A 21,756-nucleotide genomic window follows, 5' to 3' on the forward strand; every position below is an offset into this window, starting at 1 on the left:
GGGTTGGCGGGGGTGATCGTCCGCATCCGATGAGGAGAACCCATGAACGACCACCCCGACGCCCCGGCCGTCCGACAGCTCCGGCTGGTCGTCGAGGCGGAGGACTACGAGGCGGCGCTGACCTTCTACCGCGACGTGCTCGGCCTGCCCGAGGAGGCCGCCTACTCCTCCGGCGACGGCGCCCGCGTGGCCATCCTCGACGCGGGCCGGGCCACCCTGGAGATCGCGAACCCGGCCCAGAAGAAGATGATCGACGACGTCGAGGTGGGGCGGCAGGTGGCGCCCAAGCTCAGGGTCGCCTTCGAGGTGGCCGACTCCCGCGAGACCACCGCCCGCCTGGTGTCGGCCGGCGCGGACGAGGTGGCCCCGCCCACGCTCACCCCCTGGCAGTCGCTCAACGCCCGCCTCGACGCGCCCGGCGGCCTGCACATCACCGTCTTCCAGGAGCTCGCCACCCCCGAGGAGCGCGAGCAGCTGGACGGCTTCGGCACCTCCTGACCGGCACGTCCCGGGCGGCGGCTCATCCGGCGGTGGGGCGGGCGCGCACGTGCAGGCGCTCGCCCTGCCGGCCGAACAGGGCCAGCACCTCCGTGGGATCGGGGCCGGGATTGGCGAACGCGTGCGGCACGCGGGTGTCGAACTCGGCCACCTCGCCCGCCGTCAGCACCACGTCGTGCTCGCCGAGCAGCAGGCGCAGCCGCCCGGACAGGACGTAGAGCCACTCGTAGCCCTCGTGGGCCCGCTGCTCGTACTCGCCGTGGGGCCAGCCCGGCGGGTAGATCTGCTTGTACGCCTGGATCCCGCCGGGACGCCGGCTCAGCTGGATGTACGTCATGCCGTGCCGCGACACCGGCCGCAGGTGCACCCGCGGATCGCCGGTCGGCGGCACGTCGATCAGCTCGTCCAGCGGCACCTGGTGGGCGCGCGCCAGCGACAGCAGCAGCTCCAGCGTGGGCCTGCGCCCGCCCGACTCCAGCCGCGACAGCGTGCTGACCGAGATTCCCGTCGCCTCGGCGAGCTGGGCCAGCGTCACGCCCCGCCGCTGCCGCAACGCGCGCAGCCGCGGCCCCACCGCCCGCAGGACCTCGTCGAGATCCGGTGTCTCGTCCATGCGCCCCAGCTTGCCATTTCGGCAACGACATTTGTCAACCTCGTCGCGCAGGACGCACAGTGTGCCATCGGCACATCTCTGGAGGAACGCGATGGACGACAAGTACGACGTGGTGGTCGTCGGCGGCGGGGCCGCCGGGCTCAGCGGCGCCCTGACCCTGGGCCGGGCCCGCCGCAGGGTGCTGGTGATCGACGAGGGCCGGCCGCGCAACGCCCCGGCCGACGGCGTGCACACCTACCTGGGCCGGGAGGGCACCTCGCCGCTCGACCTGCTGGCCGCCGGCCGCGCGGAGGTGGCCGGGTACGGCGGCGAGCTCGTCATCGGCTCCGCCGTGGCGGCCGAACGCCTGGACGCCGGCGGTTTCCGCGTGCGGCTGGCCGACGGGTCCGCGGTCGTGGCGGACCGGCTGCTGGTCACCACGGGCCTGGTGGACGAGCTGCCCGAGCTGCCCGGCCTGGCCGAGCGCTGGGGCCGGGAGGTGCTGCACTGCCCGTACTGCCACGGGTGGGAGGTGCGCGACCAGCCGATCGGCGTGCTGGCCGCCGGCTCGATCGCCGCCCACCAGGCGCTGTTGTGGCGGCAGTGGAGCGACGACGTGACGCTCTTCATGCACACCGCCCCGCCGCTCGGCGCGGAGGACCGGGCCAGGCTGGCCGCGCGCGGCGTCACCGTCGTCGAAGGGCGGGTCGCCGGCCTGTCGCCGGACTCCGGCCCGCTCACCGGCGTCACCCTGGAGAACGGCGACGTCGTCCCGTGCCGGGCCTTCGTGGTCGCCCCGCGCTTCACCGCCCGCTCGGCCCTGCTCGCCGGGCTCGGCGTCGAGACGGCCGAGCAGCTCATGAACGGGCACGTCATGGGCGCCCACGTGCCCGCCGACCCGGCCGGGGCGACCGGCGTCCCGGGCGTGTGGGTGGCCGGGAACGTGGCCAACCTGGGCGAGAACGTCATCGGCGCGGCCGCCGCGGGGGTCAGGGCGGCGGCGGCGATCAACGCCGACCTGATCGAGGAGGAGACCCGCCGCGCGGTGGCGGCCGCCGGCGCGCCGGTCTCCGGCGAACGGTTCTGGGACGACCGCTACGGGCAGTCCGAACGGATCTGGAGCGGCAACCCCAACGCGCGCCTGGTCGAGGAGGTCGCGGACCTGGAACCCGGCACCGCGCTGGAACTGGGCTGCGGCGAGGGCGCCGACGCCGTGTGGCTGGCCCGCCGCGGCTGGCGGGTCACCGCCGCCGACATCTCCGGCGTGGCCCTGGCCCGCGCCGCCGCCCACGCCGCGGACGCGGGTGTGGGCGAGCGCGTCGAATGGCAGCGCCACGACCTGGCCGAGTCCTTCCCCGAGGGCGAGTACGACCTGGTCACCGCGAGCTACCTGCACTCGCCCGCCGAACTGTCGCGGGAGAAGGTCCTGCGCGCCGCCGCCGCGGCCGTCGCGCCCGGCGGCCAGCTCCTGGTGCTCGGGCACGCCGGCCCCCCGCCGTGGGAGCCTGACGCCCGCGTCGCGCTGCCCACCCCCGACCAGGTGCTCGACGCGCTGGAGCTGGCCGAGGGGGAGTGGGAGGTGCTGCGGGCCGAGGAGTTCGAACGTGCCCAGACCGCCCCCGGCGGCACGCCGGCCGTCCGCGTCGACAACGTGCTGAGGATCCGGCGGCGCGGCTGACCCGCGAGGTCAGCGGCGGCGCTCGCGCAGGGCGACGGCCACGTTGATCACGGTGAGGGCGACCAGCATGACGATCGCGGCGATCAGCCCGTCCGGCTGGCCCACCAGCGCGATCGTCCCGCCCACACCGAAGATCACCGAGAAGCACGCCAGGCCCGCGGACATCCCCCGGTGGCCGCTGTCCTGGGGCGTGCGCTGGGCGAGCCGCTCCTCGACCTTCCGGTCGATCTCGTGGCCGACCCGCTCCAGGAACGAGTCGACCAGGGCCTGCTCGTAGTCGGGACCCAGCTCCCGGCGCGCGGCGACGGCGGCGCGCAGCTCGTCGTTCGGCAGTTCCGAGGCGCTCATACCATCGGCTCTACGCCCCTCCGGCCCCCTTGTCCAGACACCGGGACGCCAGGACGAGGGCGCCGCCTAGTTGACGCAGCCGGGGACGGGGGTGGGTGCGCAGTTGGTCGGGACGTTGCCCCGCACGACCGAGGCCGTCAGCGTCACGGAGCCGGGGGCGCCCTCGTTGTCGATCCCTCCCGGGGCGGTGCCGGCCCTGTTGTCGTTGATCACGCTACGGCTGATCACCGCGGTGCCGGGACCGATGTTCGCCACACCCCCGCCGACAATGCCGGCCGCATTGTCGTAGATGGTGCTGCGAATGATGGTGAGAATTCCGTCGCTCGCAATCGCCCCGCCTCTTTCTCCGGCGCGGTTGTTGTCGAGCACGCTGTTGGTGAAGGACATTCTCCCGTTATTGGTCGCGCCCCCGCCGTTCCTGGTCGCGGAGTTGTACTGGATATTGCTGTTCGACACGCTGACGACAGTTCCGCCGACGCCGCCGAGGCCGCCGGAGAAGGTGCCGGTGTTGTTCTGGACGAGCACCCTGTCGAGGTTCGTGGTTCCGCTGTTGACCGCGACGGCCCCGCCGAATCCTCCCGGGGAGGTCGTCGCGTCGCCGCCCGTGAGCCTGACCCGGTCCAGGTTGAAGTTGCTGTTGACGGTGAACAGGCGGAACGGGCTCGCTGCCGCGTCCCGCACGATCGTGCTGTTCTGCCCGTGGACGGTGAGGGGCGTGTCAATCGACGGGAGCGGCCCGGTCGAGTTGTTCAGGACGTATGTACGGCCAGGTGAAAGATTGAGCGTGGCGCCCGGTGCGGCGTTGTCGATCGCGTTCACCAGCGCGGCCCCTGAGCACGGTACATTGGCGACCGCCGCGCCGGCCGCCGGCGTTCCGGCCGTGAATGCGGCGGCCGAGAGAACGGCGCCTCCGATGACCCGGTAGGCCCTGGTTGCCTGCATTGAATATCCCCCCGATCGGACTCATGGTGAATGAGCCGCGATTTGCTTGCTTTGTCATCCCCGGGGCTGATAATCACTACACGTAGCACATATCGGACAGAAAGCTAAAAGTAGGTTATTTGGGTTTTTGCCGCTTGAGGCTCTGCCGAGCAGGTCCAGGACGTTCCTAGTCGAGGGCCGTCGTCAGCGGGCCGCGGGCGGCCTCCTCCAGCAGGGCGACGGTGCCGGCCAGGGCGGGGAAGGCGTCGATGAAGGCGTCGACCGGGTGCGGGGCGAAGTCGGCGGGCCGGCGCAGCCCGCTCTGCATGCAGGCGACGAACCGCAGGCCCGCGCCGGTGGCCGCCTCGGCGTCGGTGGGGGAGTCGCCCACGTAGAGGCACTCGGCGGGGTCGAGGCCGGTGGCGGCCAGCAGCTCGTCGAAGGCGCGCGGGTCGGGCTTGCCGAAGCGCGTGTTGCCGGCGTGGTAGACCGCCGCGATCCGGCCGTCCAGCGCGTGGCCCGGCGCCATCAGGTGCTCCATCTCGGCCTCGTCGCGCGAGGTCAGCAGCATGACCTCGCGCCCGGCCGCGTTGAGCTCGTCGATCGCGCGCAGGTTCGCCCCCGGGACGACGTCGACCAGCCCGGCCGCCACGTACTCGCGCAGCACGGCGTGATGCAGCGGCAGATAGGTGGTCAGGTCGAGGCCGGGCGAGCGGAGCGGCATGGCCTCGTGCAGCGGCCGGCCCCAGGTCGCCACGTGCACCGCCCTGGACATGGGCCCGTGGCCGAGGCGCGCCAGGACCTCGTTCTCCAGCTCGAAGCACGCGGCCTCGGTGAGGCACAGGGTGTCGTCGACATCAACCACCACGGCACGGATCACAGGCCACACCATAACCGGTGGCCCGGTCAGGAGCCGACGGCGACGGCGCGCAGCACGCCCGCCAGGTCCGCGACCGGCCCGGGGACGGGGCCGGGGAGGCGGGCCAGCAGCAGCCGCCGCTGCTCGCGCGGCCCGCCCCGCACCGGCAGCACCCGTACGCCCTCCGGCACGGCCGGGCCCATCGACGCCGGCACCGTGGTCAGCCCGCAGCCGGCCGCCACGAGGGCGAGCTTGGCCAGCCAGTCGCGGACGACGAACACCGTCTCCGGCCGCTCGTCCAGGCCAGGCCACACGCCCAGGGTGGGGCTCTCGCCCGCCGGGGCGGCCGGACTGGCGATCCAGGGGCGGCCGTGCAGGTCGGCGACGTCCACGTACTCGCCCCTGGCCAGCGGGTGCTCGGCGGGGACGGCCACCCGCAGGCCGCGCTCGGTGAGGATCTCGATCTCCAGCGGCGGCGTCTCGGTGTCCGGGGCGCGGAACGGCGGGGCCGAGCTGAGCAGGGCCACGTCCAGCGTGCCGGCCCGCAACGCGCGCACCAGGGCCGAGCTGCCGTCCTCCCGCCCGGTGACCGCGATGGACGGACGCGTGCGGCGCAGCTCGGCCAGCGCGCGGGGCACCAGCACGGCCCCCGCCGCGGCGAACCAGCCGAACCGGACGGTCGCCGGCTCGCCGGGCAGCCCGGCCAGCTCCCTGGCCGCGGCGTCGACCTCGTCCACGACGGCCGCGGCGCGGCGCAGCACGAGCCGTCCGGCGGCGGTCAGGCGCACGCCGTCGTGCCGCCGCTCCAGCAGGCGGGCCCCGGCGGCGCGTTCGAGCGCGGCGACCTGCCGGGACACGGCGGACTGCGTGTAGCCGAGGGCGGTGGCCGCCGCGGTGAGCGTGCCCCGCTCGGCGACCTCGCGGAAGACCCGCAGGGCGGTGAGCGACGCGTCGGTGAAGGCCATGCCGATCACGCATACCGGACTCGAGGAACTTTCGCTACCCGAATACCTCCGGCCGCTTCTAACCTGACCGGTGCCGGGAGCGCGCACCGGCCCGCAGAAGCACTTCCCGAAGGAGCGACAATGAGCACCACCCCGAAGGTCGCCCTGGTGACCGGCGCGACGCAGGGGCTCGGGCTGGCCCTCGTCGAAGGGCTGGCCCGCCGGATGACGCCGGACGACACCGTCTACCTCACCGGGCGCGACGCCGCCCGCGTGGCCGAGGCCGCGGCGGCGATGCCGGCGACCGGCGCCCGCGTCCGCGGCGAGCTGCTCGACGTGGCCGACCCGCGGGCCGCCGCCGAGCTCGCCGGCCTGTTGCGTGAGCGGCACGGCGGCGTGGACGTCGTCGCCGGCAACGCCGTCATGCGCGTCGGCCCGGACGACGACATGCGCGCCCTCATCGACGCCTACACCGAGGTGAACAACTTCGGCACCACCCGGCTCCTGCGCGCCTTCGCCCCGCTGGTCCGGGACGGCGGCAGGTTCCTGGTGGTCGGCAGCTCGCTGGGCACGCTGCACCACCTGGCCCCCGTCCTGCACGACCGCTTCGACGGGGTGACCACCCTGGAGGAGGTGGACGCGCAGGTGGCCGCCTGGCGCGACGCGGTCAAGGACGGCAGCGCCCGCGCCCAGTCCTGGCCGGGGTTCGTCAACATCCCGTCCAAGGTCTGGCAGGTCGCCGCGGTACGGGCGCTGGCCGGACGGCGGCGGGAGGACGACGCCCGCCGCGGGATCCTGCTGGCCGCCGTCTGCCCGGGGATGATCAACACGCCGACGTCCGGCCTGTGGTGGGACGTCAGCGGCGCCCCTTCATCGGAGCAGGCCGCCGTCCCCCTGCTCGACCTGGCCCTCGGCCCGGTGGACCCCGGCCACTACGGGGAACTCGTCCGGTTCGGACGGGTTCTGCCGTGGCGGCCGGAGTGGCGGGCGGCTAGTTGATCGTGACGATCGTCCCGGCGCCGTTGGGGTACTCGACGTAGCCGGTGTTGACGCGCGGCGTCGCGCCCGTCCAGGACGCGGTCAGCGTGAACGGCGTGCCGGCGGTCACCTTCGGGCGGGCCGGCGTCACCGTGAGCGCGCCACGCGCGTGGCTCGCCGCCACGATGTCGGCCTGGGTGGTGAACGCCGTGGACGTCGTCCCCGGCAGGTCGCCGAGGCTGAGCACGATCAGGGTGTGCCTGCCGGGCCGCGGGCGGGACAGCACGGCGCGGTGGTCGCCGTCCGGGCTGGACACCCATGTCTCGAACTCGCGCCCGCCGGCGCCCTCGTAGACGAGCAGGCCGCCCACCTGGGCCTCCGGGTTCACCGCCTTGATGCGGAACGCGGCGGCCCTGGCGCCCTCGGGCACCGTGACCGGGATCTCGCGACCCCACACCTCGTCCTGGCCGACCGTGCCGGGCGTCTCGGCTCCCGAGACCGGCCCGTACGGGGTGACCTGGAACTTCTTCAGCCCCGGCGTCACCTCGAAGGAGAGCGAGCCGGTCGCGCCCGCGCCGCGCACCTCGGCGGGCGCCCTGGCGCTCAGCGGCGTGGCCACGATCGCGCTGCGCACGGTGGTGCCCGCCCCGCTCCAGGTGAGCCGGCCGGTGGCGGTCTCGCCGGTGGCCTCGGGCAGGGTCTCCAGCGTGACGGTGAACTCCCTGGTCTGCCCGGCCTCCTTGAACACCAGCGTGGACGGCTTGACCTTCGCCCTGAACCCGGGCACCTCGATCGAGGCGTGGTAGACGCCCGGCATGAGCGCCGTCACCCGGCGGGTGACCGTGCGCGAGCCGAACAGCGCGGCCACCGCGATCGTCGGGTAGTTCAGGTCGGAGGCGGCCAGCGGCGCGACGCCGGTGCCGGTGGCCACGCCGAGGCCCTCCAGGAACCCGTACCAGTCCTTCGGCCCGGCGTCGTAGACCAGGCCGGGGGTGAACATGCGGGACGGGTCCACGTGCCCGGCGCCCTGGGCGAAGACGTCCGGGGTCCTGGTGTCGTAGGCGGTGGTCATCATGGCCGACTTGATCGCCATCGGCGACATCAGGGGATGCCGGCCGAGGTAAAGGGCGGCCAGGCCGGCGATGTGCGGGGTGGCCATCGAGGTGCCGGAGTAGAAGTCGAAGTCCTTGCCGTCGTTGCCCGGCGGCGCCACGGCGGCCAGGATCGCCGCGCCGGGGGCGGTGACGTCCGGCTTGAGCAGGTCGCCCTTGGCGGACAGGGCGGGGCCGCGCGAGGAGAAGCTGGTCACCTCGGGATAGGCCACGCCGTCGGCGGGGGCCGGGAGCAGGGTGGCCGTCGCGCCCGGCGTGGCCGCGTACGCCGCGATCCTCCCCGCGTCGGGCGCGTCCACGTGCACGGTCGGCACGGCGTGCAGGTCGGCGTCGGTGGACTGGGGGGTCGGGTTGCCCAGCACCATGCCCACGCCGCCGGCCCGCCTGACCTCGGCCGACTTGTCCACGCGGGGTGTCGTCCCGCGCGCGCAGTAGACGATCTTCCCGGCCGCCTCGGCCGGGTCGAGCGAGCCGGCCGCGCACACCTCGGCGTCGGCGTCGGCCGCCTGGCCGGTCTTCACCGACACGGCGGTGACCAGCGGGACGGGGCCGAGCGGCGCGACGACCGAGGTGCTGATGCCCCGGTAGGCGGCGCCGTCGCCGAGCCGGACCTCGCCCCGGCGGGGCGCGATCGTGCCGGCGGCGACGGTCGTCGTCCAGGGCGCGGTGTTGTCCAGCGTGGAGGCGTCGGGGCCGGAGTTGCCGCCGGCCGTCGCGACGAAGACGCCGGCCTGGGCGGCGGCCAGGAAGGCGAGCTGGATCGGGTCGTCGGCGGCCGATTCCGACATCGCGCTGCCGATCGAGTAGTTGATCACGTCCACGCCGTCGGCCACCGCCTGGTCGATGGCCGCGATGAGGTCGGAGCTGAAGCCGCCCGTCGTGCCGCCGTCCTTGCCCTGCCACAGCGCCTTGTAGACGGCGATCGCCGCGCCCGGCGCGACGCCGGAGACCGTGCCGAAGTCGATGCCGTTCGCGGCGGCCGGGACGCCGTGGTTGCCCGCCGCGGTCCCGGCGGTGTGCGAGCCGTGGCCCTGGGCGTCGCGCGGTGAGGCGAAGTCGTCGCGCTGCTGCGGCGGGGTCTGCCGGAGCCACTGCTCGCCGAAGTAGCGGGCGCTGACCAGCTTGCCGTTGCACAGGTCGGCGGTGAAGCGCTCGCCGGTCCGGCAGAGGCCGGTGAACGTGGAGCCGTCGGCCTTCCGCATGACCGTGGCGCCATCCTTGAGATAGGGACGGTACGGGTCGGCGTCGGCGGGCGGCTCCGTGCCGAGGGCCGGGCCGGCGAAGGACGGGTTCTCCGGCCAGATGCCGGTGTCGACGACGCCGACGACCACGCCCTTGCCCGCCTTGCCCGTGCCGCCGAGTGCGGCCCACAGGCCGCGGTCGCCGGACAGGCGCAGGAAGTCGGTGGAGTTCCGGTCGTCCAGGGCCTTGTGCAGGACGTCCGGGGTGACCGAGAGCACGCCCCGGGTGGCGTGCAGCCGCAGGGCCTGGGCGGGGGTGAGGTCGGCGGTGAAGCTGTTGGAGGCCACCACGTGGTGGGCGGTGGCGGACGCGCCGACGCTGCGGGCCACCTCGTCCTGCCGGGTCGTCAGGCGGTCGCGGTAACGCCTGGCGTGGGGGCTGGTGGTGTCCACCTTCCTGCCCTTGCCGCCCCTGGTGGGCGCGATGCCGGTGACGCCGCCGTCGTAGGTGGCCAGGGGCGACTCGGTCAGGGTGACGACGTAGGGGGAGGGGGCGGCGGGCGGGGCGGCGGCCGCTGTGGAGGCCGCTGCGGGCCGGGCCACGGCCGGGACGGCGGCGGTGACCGCCAGCGCGGCGGCCAGTGCCAGTGCGCGATGAACGCGGGTGTTGCGGGACATTGCTCCTCAAGGGGGGACGAGCCTGGTCACCCGTCCGGGGAGGATCACCGGAGGGCCGCCATGGAGTCAAGCGTCCAGTGGAGATCAGTGTCGAGATATAGTGCTGACATTTTCGGCCACGTGACCAAAAACGACATTTTCGGAAGGTGTTTTGTGGCGGACGGCTCTGTGCTCGGCGCGGTGGGCCTGTCGGACTTCGACGAGCGGCTGTACCGGCTGCTGCTGCGCGGGCCCGGCCTGCCCACGGCCCGGGCCGCGGCCGAGCTGGGGACCGGCCCCGCCCGGGTGCGCGCCGCGCTGGCCCGCCTGGCCGACGCCGGGCTGCTGCGCCGCACCGGACCCGGCCGGTACGAGGCCGTGCCGCCGGAGGCGGCGATCGAGTGGCTGGTGGACCGCCGGCGCCTGGAGACCGAGGCGCGGCTCGCGGCGGTCCGGACGGTCGTGTCGGACTTCGCCCAGCTCTACCACTCCGGCCGGATGGGCTCCGGGCCCGCCGGCGTCGTGGAGGTCCTGGCCGGCGAGGAGGCCGTCAAGCGGGTGATCACCGAGCTGCAGCGGACGGTCGGCGTGGAACTGCTCGGCTTCGACCGCCCTCCCTACGTGGGACGCCCCGACGACTCCCACGACACCAACGAGTCGGAGCTGGACGGCACCCGGCAACTGCTGGCACGCGGCGTGGACATCCGGGTGGTCTACTGCGCCGAGTCCCTGGACCGGCCCGGCCGCCTGGAGACCCTGATCCGGCTGGCCGAGGAGGGCGAGCGGTCCCGGTTCGTCGCGCACCTGCCGTTCAAGCTGCGCATCGCCGACCGCAGGATCGGCCTGTTCCCGCTGGTGGACGGCGTCTACGACAACATCGCCCTGCTGCACCCCTCGCGGCTGCTGGACGCGCTGGTCGAGCTGTTCGACGTCTACTGGGAGCGCGGCCGGCCGCTGACCGGGCTGCCGCCGGCGGCGCAGGAACGCCCGGCGGAGGCGGACCTGCTCGTGCTGCGCCTGCTCAACGCCGGGCTCAAGGACGAGGCCATCGGCCGCCACCTCGGCGTCAGCCCCAGGACGGCCACCCGCAAGATCGCCGCCGTGGTGGAGAGCCTCGGCGTGACCAGCCGCTTCCAGGCGGGCGCGGAGGCGGCCGCCCGCGGCTGGCTCTGATTCCATATCGCCGCACTTCGGTCGATCTTCGCTTACTGTGCATCTCGGGGGTGCGCTGCGGGAGAATGTTCCTCGCCGCGCGCCGGTGCACGGCCAGCGGGGAACAACGGGGGAACACGGAGGATGACGTCGAGGATGAGTGCTCAGACGCAGGAGCATCTCGGCCCTTACCGGGTGATCAGGAAGATCGGCGAGGGCGGCATGGGGGTCGCCCACCTCGGTCTCGACGGCGCGGGTCGCCAGGTCGCGATCAAGGTGCTGCATCCGCACGTCGCCGCCGACCTCAAGGCGCGCGACCGCCTGGTGCGCGAGGTGGAGACCATGCGCCGGGTGCGCAGCCGGTACGTCGCCGAGGTCGTCGACGCCGAGTTCGACGCCCAGCGGCCCTACGTCGTGACGCGCTTCGCCGACGGTCGCACGCTGGAGCAGGCCGTCCTGACCGACGGCCCGCTGGAGGCCGGCGCGGTGGTCAGGCTCGCGCAGGGGTTGTGCCAGGCGCTGGTCGACATCCACGCGGCCGGCGTGATCCACCGTGACCTCAAACCGGCCAACGTCATGCTGGTCGGCGGTGAGCCGCTGGTCATCGACTTCGGCATCGCCCACCTGGTCGACGCGGCCCGGCTGACGCAGTCGGGCATGTTCGTCGGCACGCCCGGCTACCTGGCGCCGGAGATCATCCGGGCCTCGCAGGTCACCCCGGCGGCCGACGTGCACGCGCTGGCCTCGACGGTGTTCTTCGCCGCCACGGGGCTGCCACCGTTCGGCACCGGGTCGTTCGAGGCCGTCTGCTTCAACACCATGGAGGGACGGGCGCGGCTCGACGAGGCGCCCGCGTGGCTGCGCGGCTGGCTGGCCGGCGCGCTGCGCGTCGACCCGGCGGCCCGGCCCGTCGCCCGGGAGCTGCTGCGGCAGGCCGGGGCGCTCGACCCCGGCGGCCGCCCGCTCATGGCCGAACGGCCCGGCGCCAGCACGCTCACCATGGACGCCGTCTCCGCCCTGCTCCCGCCGGTCGAGTACGCGCCGCGCGGCCACCACGAGCAGCCGGCGCCGCCCGCCCCCACCGTCCACGCGGACCGGCAGTGGGAACGCCCGCGTCCCGCTCCCGCGCCCGCCGCCCCCGCCGAGCCCTTCGACCTGCGGCGGTTCGTGACCAGCAGCGCGTTCGTCGGCGTGCTGGCGCTGGTGACGCTGTCGGCCACCACCGTCGTCACGCCGGTCGTCGGCGGTCTGCTGGCGGTGGCGCTCTCGCTGGCGCTGCGCGTCGCCGACCACTTCCTGTCCGAGGAGCGGCCGACGCCGGCCCGCGCCGCGCTCGTGGCCATGGGCAACCTGCTGCTGTCGCTGGCCGTCGGCCTGGGCGTGGCCGGCCTGCTGGAGGCGGCCGGATCGAGCACCAGCCACGCCGAGGCCCTGGCCGCCGGCGGGTTCACGCTGGGGCTGTTCGTGCTGCCCGGCGCGGCGCCCGCGCGGCGCAGGGCCGCGCGCGTGCTGGCCCGCCTCCTGCCCGGCCGCAGCGCGACCGTGGTGACGGTGGCCGTCATGGGGCCGATCGCGCTGCTGGCCACGATCGCGGCGCTGCTCCAGGGCTGACCGGCCCGGCTGACCGGCTTCAGCCGCCGGTGGTCCCGGGCAGCTCGCCCAGCAGCGCCAGGTCGTGCAGGTCGCGCTCCCTCGGCTCGTACCCCTGGTGGAAGGCGAGCTGCTGGGCCGCCGACAGGCACGGCACGCGCCGCCCGGCGACCGTGCCCGAGGTGAAGGCGGCCGCCGGGTAGAAGAGCGCGCCGCCCCGGTCGTCGAGGTCCTGCACGGCCGAGCCGTCCGCGGCGAAGCGGAGCGGGTGCAGGTCCAGCTCGCGGCCGAGGTCGTCGGCCATGACGAAACGGGCCGGCCGGCCGGGCACCACGCCGTCCCGCTCGGTGTAGCCGAGCGCCTCCAGCGCCCCGATGACGCGTGGCTCCTGCTCGGCCCGGTGCAACAGGTCGAGGTCGAGGTGGTCGCGGGTGGCCCGGCCGACGAGGGCGTCGACGCCCCAGCCGCCGGCGATCCACACCTGGCAGCCGGCCGCGCGCAGCGCCGCGCGCACCCGTAGCAGCTCTCCGGCGTCGAAGATCATTCGGGGTAGCGTACGGCTGGACACCGCGATGGTCAACGTGCTCAGAATGGGCCTCGTGACGCCTTCGACCGGGCACGTCGTCAGGAACCCGCTCACCGGGCGGGCCGAGCGGCCGCTCGCGCCCGTCGGCCCCGACCGGCTGGCGGAGATCGCGGCCGGGCTGCGCGCGATGGCCCCCGCCTGGCGGGCCCCCGACCGGGCCGCCGACCGGGGCGAGGTGCTGGCCGCGTTCGGCCGGGCGCTGGCGGCCGACGACGAGCTGCTGGCCGCGCTGGTGGCCGACACGGGCCGGGAGGCCGAGTCCAGGCTGGAACGGCAGCTCACGGCCGGGCTCGCCGAACGATGGGCGCGCCAGGCCCCAGCCCTGCTCGCGCCCCCGCCAGAACGGCCGGCCGCGCTGCCGGGGATCGTCGTGGGCGGCGACGCGGTGCCGTACGAGCTGGCCGGGGTGATCAGCCCCTGGAACTTCCCGCTGCTGCTCGCCCTGATCGACGCGGTGCCCGCGCTGGCGGCCGGTTGCGCGGTGCTGGTCAAGCCGAGCGAGGTGACGCCGCGCTTCATCGAGCCGCTGATGCGGCTGGTCCCCGCCGAGCTGCCGTTGCGGCTGGTCGAGGGGGCCGCCGAGACCGGCGAACGGCTCGTCGGACTGGTCGACACCGTCGTGTTCACCGGCAGCGTGCCGACGGGCCGCCGGGTGGCCGAGGCCGCGGCGCGCGCGTTCGTCCCCGCCCACCTGGAGCTGGGCGGCAAGGACGCGGCGATCGTGCTGGCCGGCGCCGACCTGGAACGGGCGGCCGAGGCCGTCCTGTGGGGCGGCACGGCCAACGCCGGGCAGTCGTGCCAGTCGGTGGAGCGCGTCTACGTCGAGCGCGGCGCCTGCGACGCCTTCCTCGGCCTGCTCGCCGACCGGGCCGCGCGGACCCGGCTGACCTGCGAGGGCGGCCCCATCGGGCCGATCATCGACCCCGCGCAGGCCGGCGTGATCGCGGCCCACCTGGCCGACGCCGCCGCCAAGGGCGCGCTGACCCACACGGGCGGCGCGATCGAGCGGCACGGCGGCGGGCTGTGGTGCCGCCCCACCGTGTTGTCGCGGGTGGGGCACGACATGCTGGTCATGACGGAGGAGACGTTCGGGCCGGTGCTGCCGGTCATGGCCGTGTCCGGGGCGGAGGAGGCGGTGGCGCTGGCCAACGACAGCGCGTACGGGCTGTCGGCCGCCGTGTTCGCCGCCACCGAGGAGGAGGCGCTGGCCGTCGCGGCCCGGCTGAACGCCGGCGCGGTCAGCGTCAACGACGCCGCGTTGACCGCGCTCGTCCACGAGGGCGAGAAGAACTCCTTCGGCCTGTCGGGGCTCGGCGGCTCGCGCATGGGCGCCGCCTCGATCGGCCGGTTCCTGCGCCGCAGGGCGTACCTGATCAACCGGTCCGGGGCCGCCGACCCGTGGTGGCACCCCAGGGAGGGATAGAGCATGGGACTGCGTGCCGAGATGCCGCTGCTGGCCCGCCACGAGGGCGAGTGGGCCGGCGAGTACGTGCACGTCGACAAGGACGGCGCCGTGATCGACCGCCACCACGTCGAGATGACCTGCGCGATCGTCGACGACGCCGGCTACCACCAGACCAACCGCTACCGCTGGGACGACGGCCGCACCGAGGTGCACGAGTTCCCCGGCACGTACCTGGGCGGCGGCCGGTGCGCGTTCGACACCGACCGGCTGACCGGCCAGTTCTGGGAGCTCGACGACAGCACCATCTACCTGACCTGGCGCTTCAAGGCCGAGGGCGACGACCTGCGGCTGTTCGAGCTGATCGTGCTGAGCCCGGACGGCGCCTCCCGCAGCCGCACCTGGCAGTGGATCAGGAACGGCGAGTGCGTCCGGCGCACGCTGATCGACGAGCACAGGACCGCCTGACATGACCGCCTACACCGCCCTGGCGCTCCAGGTCGCGGCCAGGGCCGTCACCGACCGCGCCGACCTGGCCGCCGCCGTCGGGCGCGTCGCGGAGCGCGTCGGCGGCAGCAAGGCGTGGCTCGGCCCCGCCCTGCGGCTGGTGGTGCTGCCGGAGTACGTCCTGACCGGCTTCCCCGCCGGGCAGGGCCCGGCCGAGTGGCGCGAGAAGGCCGCCCTCGACGTGGACGGGCCCGAGTACCGGGCGCTGGCCGCGATCGCCGCCGACAACGACGTGTTCCTGTGCGTCAACGCCTACGAGCGCGACGAGCACTTCCCCGGCCTGTACTTCCAGGCGTGCGTGATCCTCTCCCCGGCGGGGGAGGCGGTGCTGCGCTACCGGCGGCTGCACTCGCTGTTCACGCCCACGCCGTACGACGTGTGGGAGCGGTACCTCGACCGGTACGGGCTCGACGGCGTGCTGCCGGTCGCGCGCACCGAGATCGGCAACCTGGCCGCGCTCGCCTCGGAGGAGATCCTGGTGCCCGAGCTGGCCAGGGCGCTGGCGCTGCGCGGCGCGGAGGTGTTCTGCAACCCGACCTCCGAGGCGTACTCGCCCGCCCTGACCCCCAAGGCCGTCGCCCGCCGCGCCCGCGCGGTGGAGAACCTGGCCTTCGTCGTCTCGGCCAACACCGCCGGGCTGTCCGGCATCGCGATCCCGGGCGACTCGGTCAACGGCGGCTCGGAGGTGATCGACCACGAGGGCCGCGCGCTGGCCCAGGCCGGGCCGGGGGAGACGCTGGTCGCCGCCGCCGAGCTGGACCTGGCCGCGCTGCGCCGCGTCCGGCGCAGGCCCGGCATGGCGAACCTGCCCAGCCGGGTCAAGACGGCGCTGTGGGCGCAGGAGTACGCCGCGCACGACGTCGAGCGGCCCGCCGACCTGGACACCGCCCCTGACCGCGGCTTCCACGTCGCCCGGCAGCGCGAGGTCATCGAGCGCCTGCACGGCCGGGGCTGAGCGTCAGGCGCGGGCGTAGCGGCGCAGCAGCCTCCGCTCGGCCGCCAGGAAGATCGAGTTGAGCGCCACGCCGAGCACGCCCAGCAGCACGATGCCGGCCCACATGGCCGGGATGTCGAACTGGCTCTGCGCCTCCAGCAGGCGGTGGCCGATGCCCTCGCTGCTGCCGTACAGCTCGGAGATCACCATCATGATCAGCGCCAGCGACACGCTGAGCCGCAGACCGGCCAGGATCTTCGGCGCGGCCGCGGGCAGCACGACGTGGAACAGGCGGGTGGCCGCCGACAGGCGGAAGACCCGGCCGGTGTCGAGGTAGCCGCGGTCGACGTGGCGGCCGCCGTCCATCGAGTTGATCAGTACGGGCCACACGACCCCGTACACGATCGAGGCGAGCTGCATCGGGGTGCCGATCTTGAACAGCAGCAGGAACACCGGCAGCAGCGCCGCGGGCGGCACCGAGCGGCCGAGGTGCAGCAGCGGCTCGGCCAGCGCCGCCAGCCACTCCAGGCGGCCCAGGGCCAGGCCCAGCGCCACCCCGGCCAGCGCGGCCAGCGCCCAGCCCGCCACCAGCCGCCCGAGGCTGGGCAGCAGGTCGGCGACCGCCTCGTCGGTCAGGAACAGCCGGCCCGGCGAGCCGGAGAACCACATCTCGCGCAGCCGCGCCAGGATCGTGCTGGGCGGCGGGAAGTAGACGGCCGCCGCCCGCCGGGCGACCAGCTCCCACAACACCGCCACCACGGGCAGCAGCCAGTGGCGGCGCGCCCACCGCCGGACGGTCGCCCCGGGCCCGCCCGGCCCCGGCCGGGTCACGCGGCGGCCTGCGCGCGGGCGTGGTGCCAGCGGAACAGCCACCGCTCGGCCGAGGTGACCAGCAGGTTGGCCGCCAGCCCGAGCAGGCCCGCCCACAGCGTGCCGGCCAGCACCCGGTCGACGTGGTTGGCGCTGCCGGCCTGGAGCAGGAACGTGCCGATGCCGTCGCCGCCCGCGATGAGCTCCACGCTGACGGCGACGATGAGGGTGACCCCGACAGAGATGCGCACGCCGGTGGCGACGAACGGCGCGGCGCTCGGCAGCGAGACCCGCAGCACGACCGCCAGCGGGCCGAAGCCGAAGCTGCGCAGCGTCTCCTTGGCCTGCGGGTCGACGTCGGACAGGCCGTACATGGTGTTGACGAGCAGCGGCCAGCAGCAGGTGTAGACGATCAGCGAGGTCTTGGCGTCGGCGCTGTCGGGGAACAGGAACATGGCCAGCGGGATCAGCGACACCGACGGGATCGGCCGCAGGAACTCCACCAGCGGCCGCGCCGAGCGCTCCACCACCGGCACCGTGCCGAGCAGCAGCCCGGCCGGCACCGCCACCGCGAGCGCGATCAGCAGGCCCGCCGCGCACGCGCCGAGCGTGGCCAGCACCTGCGCGTGGAAGGCGCCGTCGGTCGCCAGCCCGGCCGCGGCGGCCAGGACGTCGGAGGCGTACGGCAGCACCCCGGGGTCGATGAGCCCGGCCCGCCCCGCGGCCTCGGTCAGGACCAGCGCCCCGGCGACCCCCGCCGCCCCGAGGACCAGCCGCCCGCCCCGCGTGATCATTCCAGGCCGGTCGCGATCTGCGTGCCGACGTCGGGCCTGCTCTTCAGGTAGCCGTAGCCGACGAGCAGGTCGGCCAGTTTCTGGAAGCCCTCCCGGGGCGGCTCCATCGAGAAGACGCCGAGCTTCATGGCCGCCGCGCTCGCCGCGTCGATCTGCGTGTACGTCGGGATGACCGCGTCGATCGCCTTGCGGTCGGCGGCGGCGACGCCCTGGGCCTTGGCCAGCGCGCGGTGGAAGGCGGCGGCGGTGCGGGGGTTGGCGGCCAGCCAGGACTCGGACACGCCCCAGCCGTCGATCGGGATGCCCGCGGTCGGGCCCGACATCGTGTCGATCACCTGCGTGCCGCCCGCCTTCCTGGCGGCGGTCAGGAACGGCTCGACCAGCCAGGCGGCGTCGACCTTGCCCGAGGCCAGCGCGCCGAGCTGCTCGTTGAACGGCATCGCCACGTACTTGACGTCGTCGGGGGCGAGCCCGGCCTGCTGGAGGTGGGCGTTGGTGACCGTCTGGCCCAGCGCCTTGAGCACGTTGACCGCGACCGTCTTGCCCTTGAGGTCGGTGGCGGAGCGGACCGGCGACCCCTTGGGCACGACCACGCCCGCGATTCCGGGCGCCGACTCCTGGCTGTGCTGGAACAGTTTGAGCTTGGCCGCGCCGGAATCGTTGATGGACAGCAGCGAGACGTAGGAGGTCAGGAACGCGTCCATGCTGCCGTTGAGTATTTTCGGCATGACCGCCTGAGGGGCCTGGATGATCTCGGTCTTGACCGTCAGGCCCTCGGCCTTGAAGAAACCGCGTTTCTCGGCGATGAACAGCGGCGCCGCCGACGGCACCGGCACCACGCCGACGAGGAGCTGTGTCTTCTCCGGCCCGCCGGAACTTCCGGAGCCGCTGGTGGGGGTGGGGGCCGCGCCGCCGCCGCAGGCCGCGAGGCCCGCGACGAGGGCCAGCGCGGCGGCGGCGTGTGCGATCTTCACGATGCTCTCTCCTGACTGCCGGCGCGGTTCCTGGCCGGGCAATGGGAGAATCGCGGCGCGCGCACGGACGGACGCGGGCCCGAATCGCCCGAACCCCCCGACCGTTCGGCGTCACCGGAAAGCCCCGCTGCCACGAATGGCGATCGTACAGCAGGAGTCGCGGCCACCGCCATGAAACAAACCGGGCATTTGTATTGACGCCCCTAACGGTCGGTATAAGTCGCGGTAAATCGGTTATTCGTGTATATCCCTGGCCATTGCGGGATCAATTGCTGAACTGCGTATCGCCGCCGACGTGGTCATTGCCGCTCCTTGGGCGTGCCATGAGAGCCGGGTTGAGAGCATGTGGGCGGCAGGACCCGGGCGAGACCGGTGAGGGGGTGGGGGCCCTGCGGCCGCTTCGGCTCTCGGTCCAGGCGCGTCTCATCCTGGCGACCGCCGTGTTGTCGCTCATCGTCTGCACGGCGATCGGCGTCGCCCTCGACCTGCTGATCCGCGACAGGGTGCGGCAGGACGTCTTCGCCGACACCCAGCGGGCCACCACCGAGTGGATCGGCTCGATGGGCACCACCTTCCCGCCCCCGGTCACCACGTCCTACGTCGACCTCATCCAGCTCGTGGACGCCCGCGGCCGCGTGGTCGCCGCCAGCCGCGCCGCGCTGGGCAGGCCGCCCATCAGCACGCTCTGGCCGCCCTCCGACGACCGCATCCGGCACGGCGTGGCCTGCCGGGAGGACGAGTGCCTGATGTTCACCGCCACCCGGCCCTCGCCGCAGGAGGAGCAGTTCCTGTGGCGTGGCGCGCCCCACGTCGTCTACGCCGCCCGGGTGGAGCCGCGGCTGCTGTCCACCCACCGCCTGGAGATGATCATCGTCGCCGGGGGCCTGGCCGTCAGCGCGTTGCTGACCTGGATCGCGGCGTTCCTGATCGGGCGCACGCTGCGGCCGGTCGAGGCGATGCGGGCCAGGATGGCCGAGATCACCGTCACCGACCTGAGCAAGCGGGTGCCCGAGCCGCCCGGCGGCGACGCGGTCGCCGAGCTCGCGCGCACCGCCAACAGGACGCTGGCCCGCCTGGAGGAGGCGGTCGAGCAGCAGCGCAACTTCTCCTCCATGGTCTCCCACGAGCTGCGCACCCCGCTGACCGGCCTGCGCGCCCGGCTGGAGGAGGCGCTGACCTACCCCGACGTGGACGCCCGCGCCGCCCTCAGCGACGCGCTGTCCACCGCCGACCGGTTCCAGGCGATCATCGAGGAGATGTTGCTGCTGGCCCGCGTCCGCACGGCCTCGCCGCACGACCGGGAGCCGGTGCGGCTCGGCGAGCTGGTCCGGGAGGAGGTCGCGAGCCGGCGGGCGGGGCTGCTGATCCGCGTGCACGTCGAGGAGGAGCTCCAGGTGCTCGGCAACCGCGTCCAGCTCGGCGAGGTGCTGACGAACCTGCTGGTCAACGCCCAGCGGCACACCCGTACGGTGGTCGAGGTCCGGCTGGAGCGCCGCGACGGCCAGGCGGTGGTCTCGGTCCGCGACGACGGCGCGGGCGTCGCGCCCGACGACCGCGAGCGGGTGTTCGACCCCTTCGTCCGCCTGTCGGAGGGACGCCGGCGCGACCCCGAGGGCAGCGGGCTCGGCCTGGCCATCTCCCGCGCCATAGCCCGCGCCCACCAGGGCGACCTGGAGATCGAGGACACCCCGGAGGGCCCCTGCTTCGTCCTGCGCCTCCCGCTGCCCGCCCCCGGGCCGGACGCCCCGCCACGCTAGGGACCGCCGCCGAGAACACAGTTTCAGGCGCCGGGCGGCGGGCAGTCGGGCGGGACCCCGAGACGAGGAGGACCATCGTGCCGACCGCACGAGAGATCATGACCCCGCACGCGGAGTGCGTGAGCGCCGAGGAGTCCGTGCTGGTGGCCGCCGAGAAGATGGCCCGCATGGACGTCGGGTCGCTGCCCATCTGCGGCTCCGACGACCGGCTCAAGGGCATGCTCACCGACCGCGACATCGTGGTGAAGGTGCTGGCCGCGGGCAAGGACCCGGCTCAGTGCCGGGCGGGCGAGCTGGCCCAGGGCGAGGCCGTCACCATCGGCGCCGACGACGACGCCCGCGAGATCCTGCGGACGATGGCCGGCCACCGCGTGCGGCGCCTGCCGGTCATCGACGGGCACCGGCTCGTCGGGATCGTCGCGCTCGCCGAGGTGGCCAGGTCCGTGCCCGACGCCAAGGTGGGCGACCTGCTCGACGCCCTCACCACGGACTGACCCGCCTCACGGGCCGGGCGCCACGGACCGCCCGGCCCTCGCCGCGTCCTCAGGACGCGGTCACTGGCACTTGCCCTTCAGCCACGCGCTGAACTCCGGCGTGTAGTCGGTGGCCACCCGCTTGGCCCCGCTGGCGAGCGCCGACTTCCACGCGTTCTCGTTCAGGGTCCAGGAGGGCGGCGGCTCCTCCCACTTGGTCACCTCCGGCCAGATCGGGCCGCCGGTCAGCACCTGGCTCAGGCCCGCGGCGGTCACGCGGCTCCTGAGCTCGGCGGCGATCGCGCTGTCGTGGGAGTACAGGATGATCTCCTGCGACCGGTGGTTCTCCTTGACCGGCCCGAGCACCTCGTTCCACGCCTGCGCCTTGATGGTGGCGTTCGAGCTGAGCAGCGACTGGCGGGCCTCGGGCTTGATCTCGACCAGCCCGATCATGCCGGCCGACCTCATCGCGGCCAGCCACTCGCGGAAGGTGTAGACCGTCTCGCCCTTGAACAGGCCGCGCACGATGGTCCGGCCCTTGAGCGCGGTGTCGCCCGCCGCCCACCAGATCTCGGTGATGTTCTTCTTCGTGCCCGACAGGCCCCAGGTCGAGGTGTTGTGCCACATGACGGCCTTGGTGCCGTCCTTGGTGAGCTGGAGGTCGGCCTCGACGCCGGAGGCGCCCCAGCCCTTGTAACGCCGTACGGCGGTGGGGTTGTTGGGCTGGCGCACCTGGTCCCGCTCCCAGGCGTTGGCGCCGGTCGGGTAGCCGCCGTGCCCGAAGATCTGCGGGCAGGCGGGCAGTGTGGCATGCAGGGCGGCGGCCTGGGCCGCGAACGGCGAGGTGAGCGAGGAGGCCAGCGTCAAGGCGGCGAGGGAGGCGGCGAGGGGGACAGCCAAGGCACACACCTTTCGATCTTGTAGTTGCCCGCACTCTGCCACATTCATGGACGTTCCGTCCTGGGGGAGCGGCTCGGAGGGCGAGGGCTGCGCAGGCGTGACCCGGGTC

The 21,756-nt window shown here is 74.2% G+C and carries 21 protein-coding genes; 10 read left to right on the top strand and 11 right to left on the bottom strand.

The window, feature by feature from the left end; genetic code table 11:
- Positions 1–42: 42 nt before the first annotated feature.
- Positions 43–498, top strand: a complete 456-nt coding sequence (locus tag ACNF49_RS26370; RefSeq protein ID WP_357982195.1) for a VOC family protein — start codon at positions 43–45, stop codon at positions 496–498.
- Positions 499–520: 22 nt separating this feature from the next.
- On the opposite strand, the gene ACNF49_RS26375 is transcribed toward ACNF49_RS26370, so the two are convergent.
- Positions 521–1,111, bottom strand: a complete 591-nt coding sequence (locus ACNF49_RS26375) for a helix-turn-helix domain-containing protein (RefSeq protein WP_357982192.1) — start codon at positions 1,109–1,111, stop codon at positions 521–523.
- Between the two features lie 91 nt (positions 1,112–1,202).
- Here ACNF49_RS26375 and ACNF49_RS26380 point away from each other — a divergent pair, with 91 nt between their 5' ends.
- Entirely contained in the window at positions 1,203–2,768 is a 1,566-nt protein-coding gene (locus ACNF49_RS26380) for an FAD-dependent oxidoreductase (protein ID WP_482945353.1), read from the top strand.
- Positions 2,769–2,777: 9 nt separating this feature from the next.
- On the opposite strand, the gene ACNF49_RS26385 is transcribed toward ACNF49_RS26380, so the two are convergent.
- From ACNF49_RS26385 to ACNF49_RS26400, 4 genes are all read right to left on the bottom strand, one after another.
- A complete protein-coding gene (locus ACNF49_RS26385; RefSeq protein WP_482945354.1) occupies positions 2,778–3,116 on the bottom strand; it encodes a hypothetical protein in 339 nt (112 codons plus the stop codon).
- A 66-nt stretch (positions 3,117–3,182) separates the two neighbouring features.
- Positions 3,183–4,058, bottom strand: a complete 876-nt coding sequence (locus ACNF49_RS26390) for a hypothetical protein (RefSeq protein ID WP_482945355.1) — start codon at positions 4,056–4,058, stop codon at positions 3,183–3,185.
- 166 nt (positions 4,059–4,224) lie between these two features.
- Positions 4,225–4,917, bottom strand: coding sequence for an HAD family hydrolase (locus ACNF49_RS26395; protein ID WP_498703038.1), 693 nt, complete (start codon positions 4,915–4,917; stop codon positions 4,225–4,227).
- A 26-nt stretch (positions 4,918–4,943) separates the two neighbouring features.
- Positions 4,944–5,861, bottom strand: a complete 918-nt coding sequence (locus ACNF49_RS26400) for a LysR family transcriptional regulator (RefSeq protein WP_482945357.1) — start codon at positions 5,859–5,861, stop codon at positions 4,944–4,946.
- 120 nt (positions 5,862–5,981) lie between these two features.
- Here ACNF49_RS26400 and ACNF49_RS26405 point away from each other — a divergent pair, with 120 nt between their 5' ends.
- Positions 5,982–6,839, top strand: a complete 858-nt coding sequence (locus ACNF49_RS26405) for an SDR family NAD(P)-dependent oxidoreductase (RefSeq protein WP_482945358.1) — start codon at positions 5,982–5,984, stop codon at positions 6,837–6,839.
- Here the strand turns inward: ACNF49_RS26405 and ACNF49_RS26410 are convergent.
- Positions 6,832–9,789: a S8 family serine peptidase gene (locus ACNF49_RS26410; RefSeq protein ID WP_482945359.1), complete on the bottom strand. Its 2,958-nt coding sequence runs from the start codon at positions 9,787–9,789 to the stop codon at positions 6,832–6,834. The genes ACNF49_RS26405 and ACNF49_RS26410 overlap by 8 nt on opposite strands.
- Positions 9,790–9,942: 153 nt before the next feature.
- On the opposite strand from ACNF49_RS26410, the gene ACNF49_RS26415 reads away from it, so the two are divergent.
- Both ACNF49_RS26415 and ACNF49_RS26420 read left to right on the top strand, forming a co-directional pair.
- Entirely contained in the window at positions 9,943–10,941 is a 999-nt protein-coding gene (locus tag ACNF49_RS26415) for a hypothetical protein (protein ID WP_482945360.1), read from the top strand.
- A gap of 135 nt (positions 10,942–11,076) precedes the next feature.
- Positions 11,077–12,531, top strand: a complete 1,455-nt coding sequence (locus ACNF49_RS26420; protein WP_357982166.1) for a serine/threonine-protein kinase — start codon at positions 11,077–11,079, stop codon at positions 12,529–12,531.
- 19 nt (positions 12,532–12,550) lie between these two features.
- Here the strand turns inward: ACNF49_RS26420 and ACNF49_RS26425 are convergent, their stop codons facing one another.
- Positions 12,551–13,054 carry a nucleotidyltransferase domain-containing protein gene (locus ACNF49_RS26425; protein WP_482945361.1) on the bottom strand — a complete coding sequence of 168 codons (504 nt, stop codon included), beginning with the start codon at positions 13,052–13,054 and terminating at the stop codon, positions 12,551–12,553.
- A 55-nt stretch (positions 13,055–13,109) separates the two neighbouring features.
- On the opposite strand from ACNF49_RS26425, the gene ACNF49_RS26430 reads away from it, so the two are divergent.
- From ACNF49_RS26430 to ACNF49_RS26440, 3 genes are read left to right on the top strand one after another with little or no spacing between them, the layout of a single operon-like run.
- Positions 13,110–14,519, top strand: a complete 1,410-nt coding sequence (locus tag ACNF49_RS26430; protein WP_482945362.1) for an aldehyde dehydrogenase family protein — start codon at positions 13,110–13,112, stop codon at positions 14,517–14,519.
- A 3-nt stretch (positions 14,520–14,522) separates the two neighbouring features.
- Complete coding sequence (locus tag ACNF49_RS26435) at positions 14,523–14,966, top strand: hypothetical protein (protein WP_357982157.1); 444 nt, start codon at positions 14,523–14,525, stop codon at positions 14,964–14,966.
- A 1-nt stretch (position 14,967) separates the two neighbouring features.
- Positions 14,968–15,960, top strand: coding sequence for a nitrilase-related carbon-nitrogen hydrolase (locus ACNF49_RS26440; RefSeq protein ID WP_482945363.1), 993 nt, complete (start codon positions 14,968–14,970; stop codon positions 15,958–15,960).
- 3 nt (positions 15,961–15,963) lie between these two features.
- On the opposite strand, the gene ACNF49_RS26445 is transcribed toward ACNF49_RS26440, so the two are convergent.
- The 3 genes from ACNF49_RS26445 to ACNF49_RS26455 are packed head-to-tail and all read right to left on the bottom strand — an operon-like array spanning position 15,964 to position 18,517.
- Positions 15,964–16,770, bottom strand: a complete 807-nt coding sequence (locus tag ACNF49_RS26445) for an ABC transporter permease (RefSeq protein ID WP_357982151.1) — start codon at positions 16,768–16,770, stop codon at positions 15,964–15,966.
- On the bottom strand, positions 16,767–17,543 hold the full coding sequence (locus ACNF49_RS26450) for an ABC transporter permease (protein WP_482945364.1): 777 nt from the start codon (positions 17,541–17,543) through the stop codon (positions 16,767–16,769). The genes ACNF49_RS26445 and ACNF49_RS26450 overlap by 4 nt, the downstream gene beginning before the upstream one ends.
- Positions 17,540–18,517: an ABC transporter substrate-binding protein gene (locus tag ACNF49_RS26455; protein WP_482945365.1), complete on the bottom strand. Its 978-nt coding sequence runs from the start codon at positions 18,515–18,517 to the stop codon at positions 17,540–17,542. The genes ACNF49_RS26450 and ACNF49_RS26455 overlap by 4 nt, the downstream gene beginning before the upstream one ends.
- A gap of 440 nt (positions 18,518–18,957) precedes the next feature.
- Between ACNF49_RS26455 and ACNF49_RS26460 the strand changes: the two genes are divergently transcribed.
- Both ACNF49_RS26460 and ACNF49_RS26465 read left to right on the top strand, forming a co-directional pair.
- Positions 18,958–20,274: a sensor histidine kinase gene (locus ACNF49_RS26460; protein WP_357982142.1), complete on the top strand. Its 1,317-nt coding sequence runs from the start codon at positions 18,958–18,960 to the stop codon at positions 20,272–20,274.
- A gap of 77 nt (positions 20,275–20,351) precedes the next feature.
- Positions 20,352–20,768, top strand: a complete 417-nt coding sequence (locus ACNF49_RS26465) for a CBS domain-containing protein (RefSeq protein ID WP_357982139.1) — start codon at positions 20,352–20,354, stop codon at positions 20,766–20,768.
- A gap of 60 nt (positions 20,769–20,828) precedes the next feature.
- Here ACNF49_RS26465 and ACNF49_RS26470 read toward each other — a convergent pair whose 3' ends face one another.
- Positions 20,829–21,647 carry a glycerophosphodiester phosphodiesterase family protein gene (locus ACNF49_RS26470; RefSeq protein ID WP_482945366.1) on the bottom strand — a complete coding sequence of 273 codons (819 nt, stop codon included), beginning with the start codon at positions 21,645–21,647 and terminating at the stop codon, positions 20,829–20,831.
- Between the last annotated feature and the right edge of the window lie 109 nt (positions 21,648–21,756).

The organism is Actinomadura sp. ATCC 39365 (genome assembly GCF_054392275.1).

Bases quoted from the DNA above. Each gene is read 5' to 3' on its own strand.
- ACNF49_RS26370 (WP_357982195.1), top strand. From the start codon at position 43: ATGAACGACCACCCCGACGCCCCGGCCGTCCGACAGCTCCGGCTGGTC.
- ACNF49_RS26375 (WP_357982192.1), bottom strand. From the start codon at position 1,111: ATGGACGAGACACCGGATCTCGACGAGGTCCTGCGGGCGGTGGGGCCG.
- ACNF49_RS26380 (WP_482945353.1), top strand. From the start codon at position 1,203: ATGGACGACAAGTACGACGTGGTGGTCGTCGGCGGCGGGGCCGCCGGG.
- ACNF49_RS26385 (WP_482945354.1), bottom strand. From the start codon at position 3,116: ATGAGCGCCTCGGAACTGCCGAACGACGAGCTGCGCGCCGCCGTCGCC.
- ACNF49_RS26390 (WP_482945355.1), bottom strand. From the start codon at position 4,058: ATGCAGGCAACCAGGGCCTACCGGGTCATCGGAGGCGCCGTTCTCTCG.
- ACNF49_RS26400 (WP_482945357.1), bottom strand. From the start codon at position 5,861: ATGGCCTTCACCGACGCGTCGCTCACCGCCCTGCGGGTCTTCCGCGAG.
- ACNF49_RS26405 (WP_482945358.1), top strand. From the start codon at position 5,982: ATGAGCACCACCCCGAAGGTCGCCCTGGTGACCGGCGCGACGCAGGGG.
- ACNF49_RS26410 (WP_482945359.1), bottom strand. From the start codon at position 9,789: ATGTCCCGCAACACCCGCGTTCATCGCGCACTGGCACTGGCCGCCGCG.
- ACNF49_RS26420 (WP_357982166.1), top strand. From the start codon at position 11,077: ATGAGTGCTCAGACGCAGGAGCATCTCGGCCCTTACCGGGTGATCAGG.
- ACNF49_RS26425 (WP_482945361.1), bottom strand. From the start codon at position 13,054: ATGATCTTCGACGCCGGAGAGCTGCTACGGGTGCGCGCGGCGCTGCGC.
- ACNF49_RS26435 (WP_357982157.1), top strand. From the start codon at position 14,523: ATGGGACTGCGTGCCGAGATGCCGCTGCTGGCCCGCCACGAGGGCGAG.
- ACNF49_RS26440 (WP_482945363.1), top strand. From the start codon at position 14,968: ATGACCGCCTACACCGCCCTGGCGCTCCAGGTCGCGGCCAGGGCCGTC.
- ACNF49_RS26450 (WP_482945364.1), bottom strand. From the start codon at position 17,543: ATGATCACGCGGGGCGGGCGGCTGGTCCTCGGGGCGGCGGGGGTCGCC.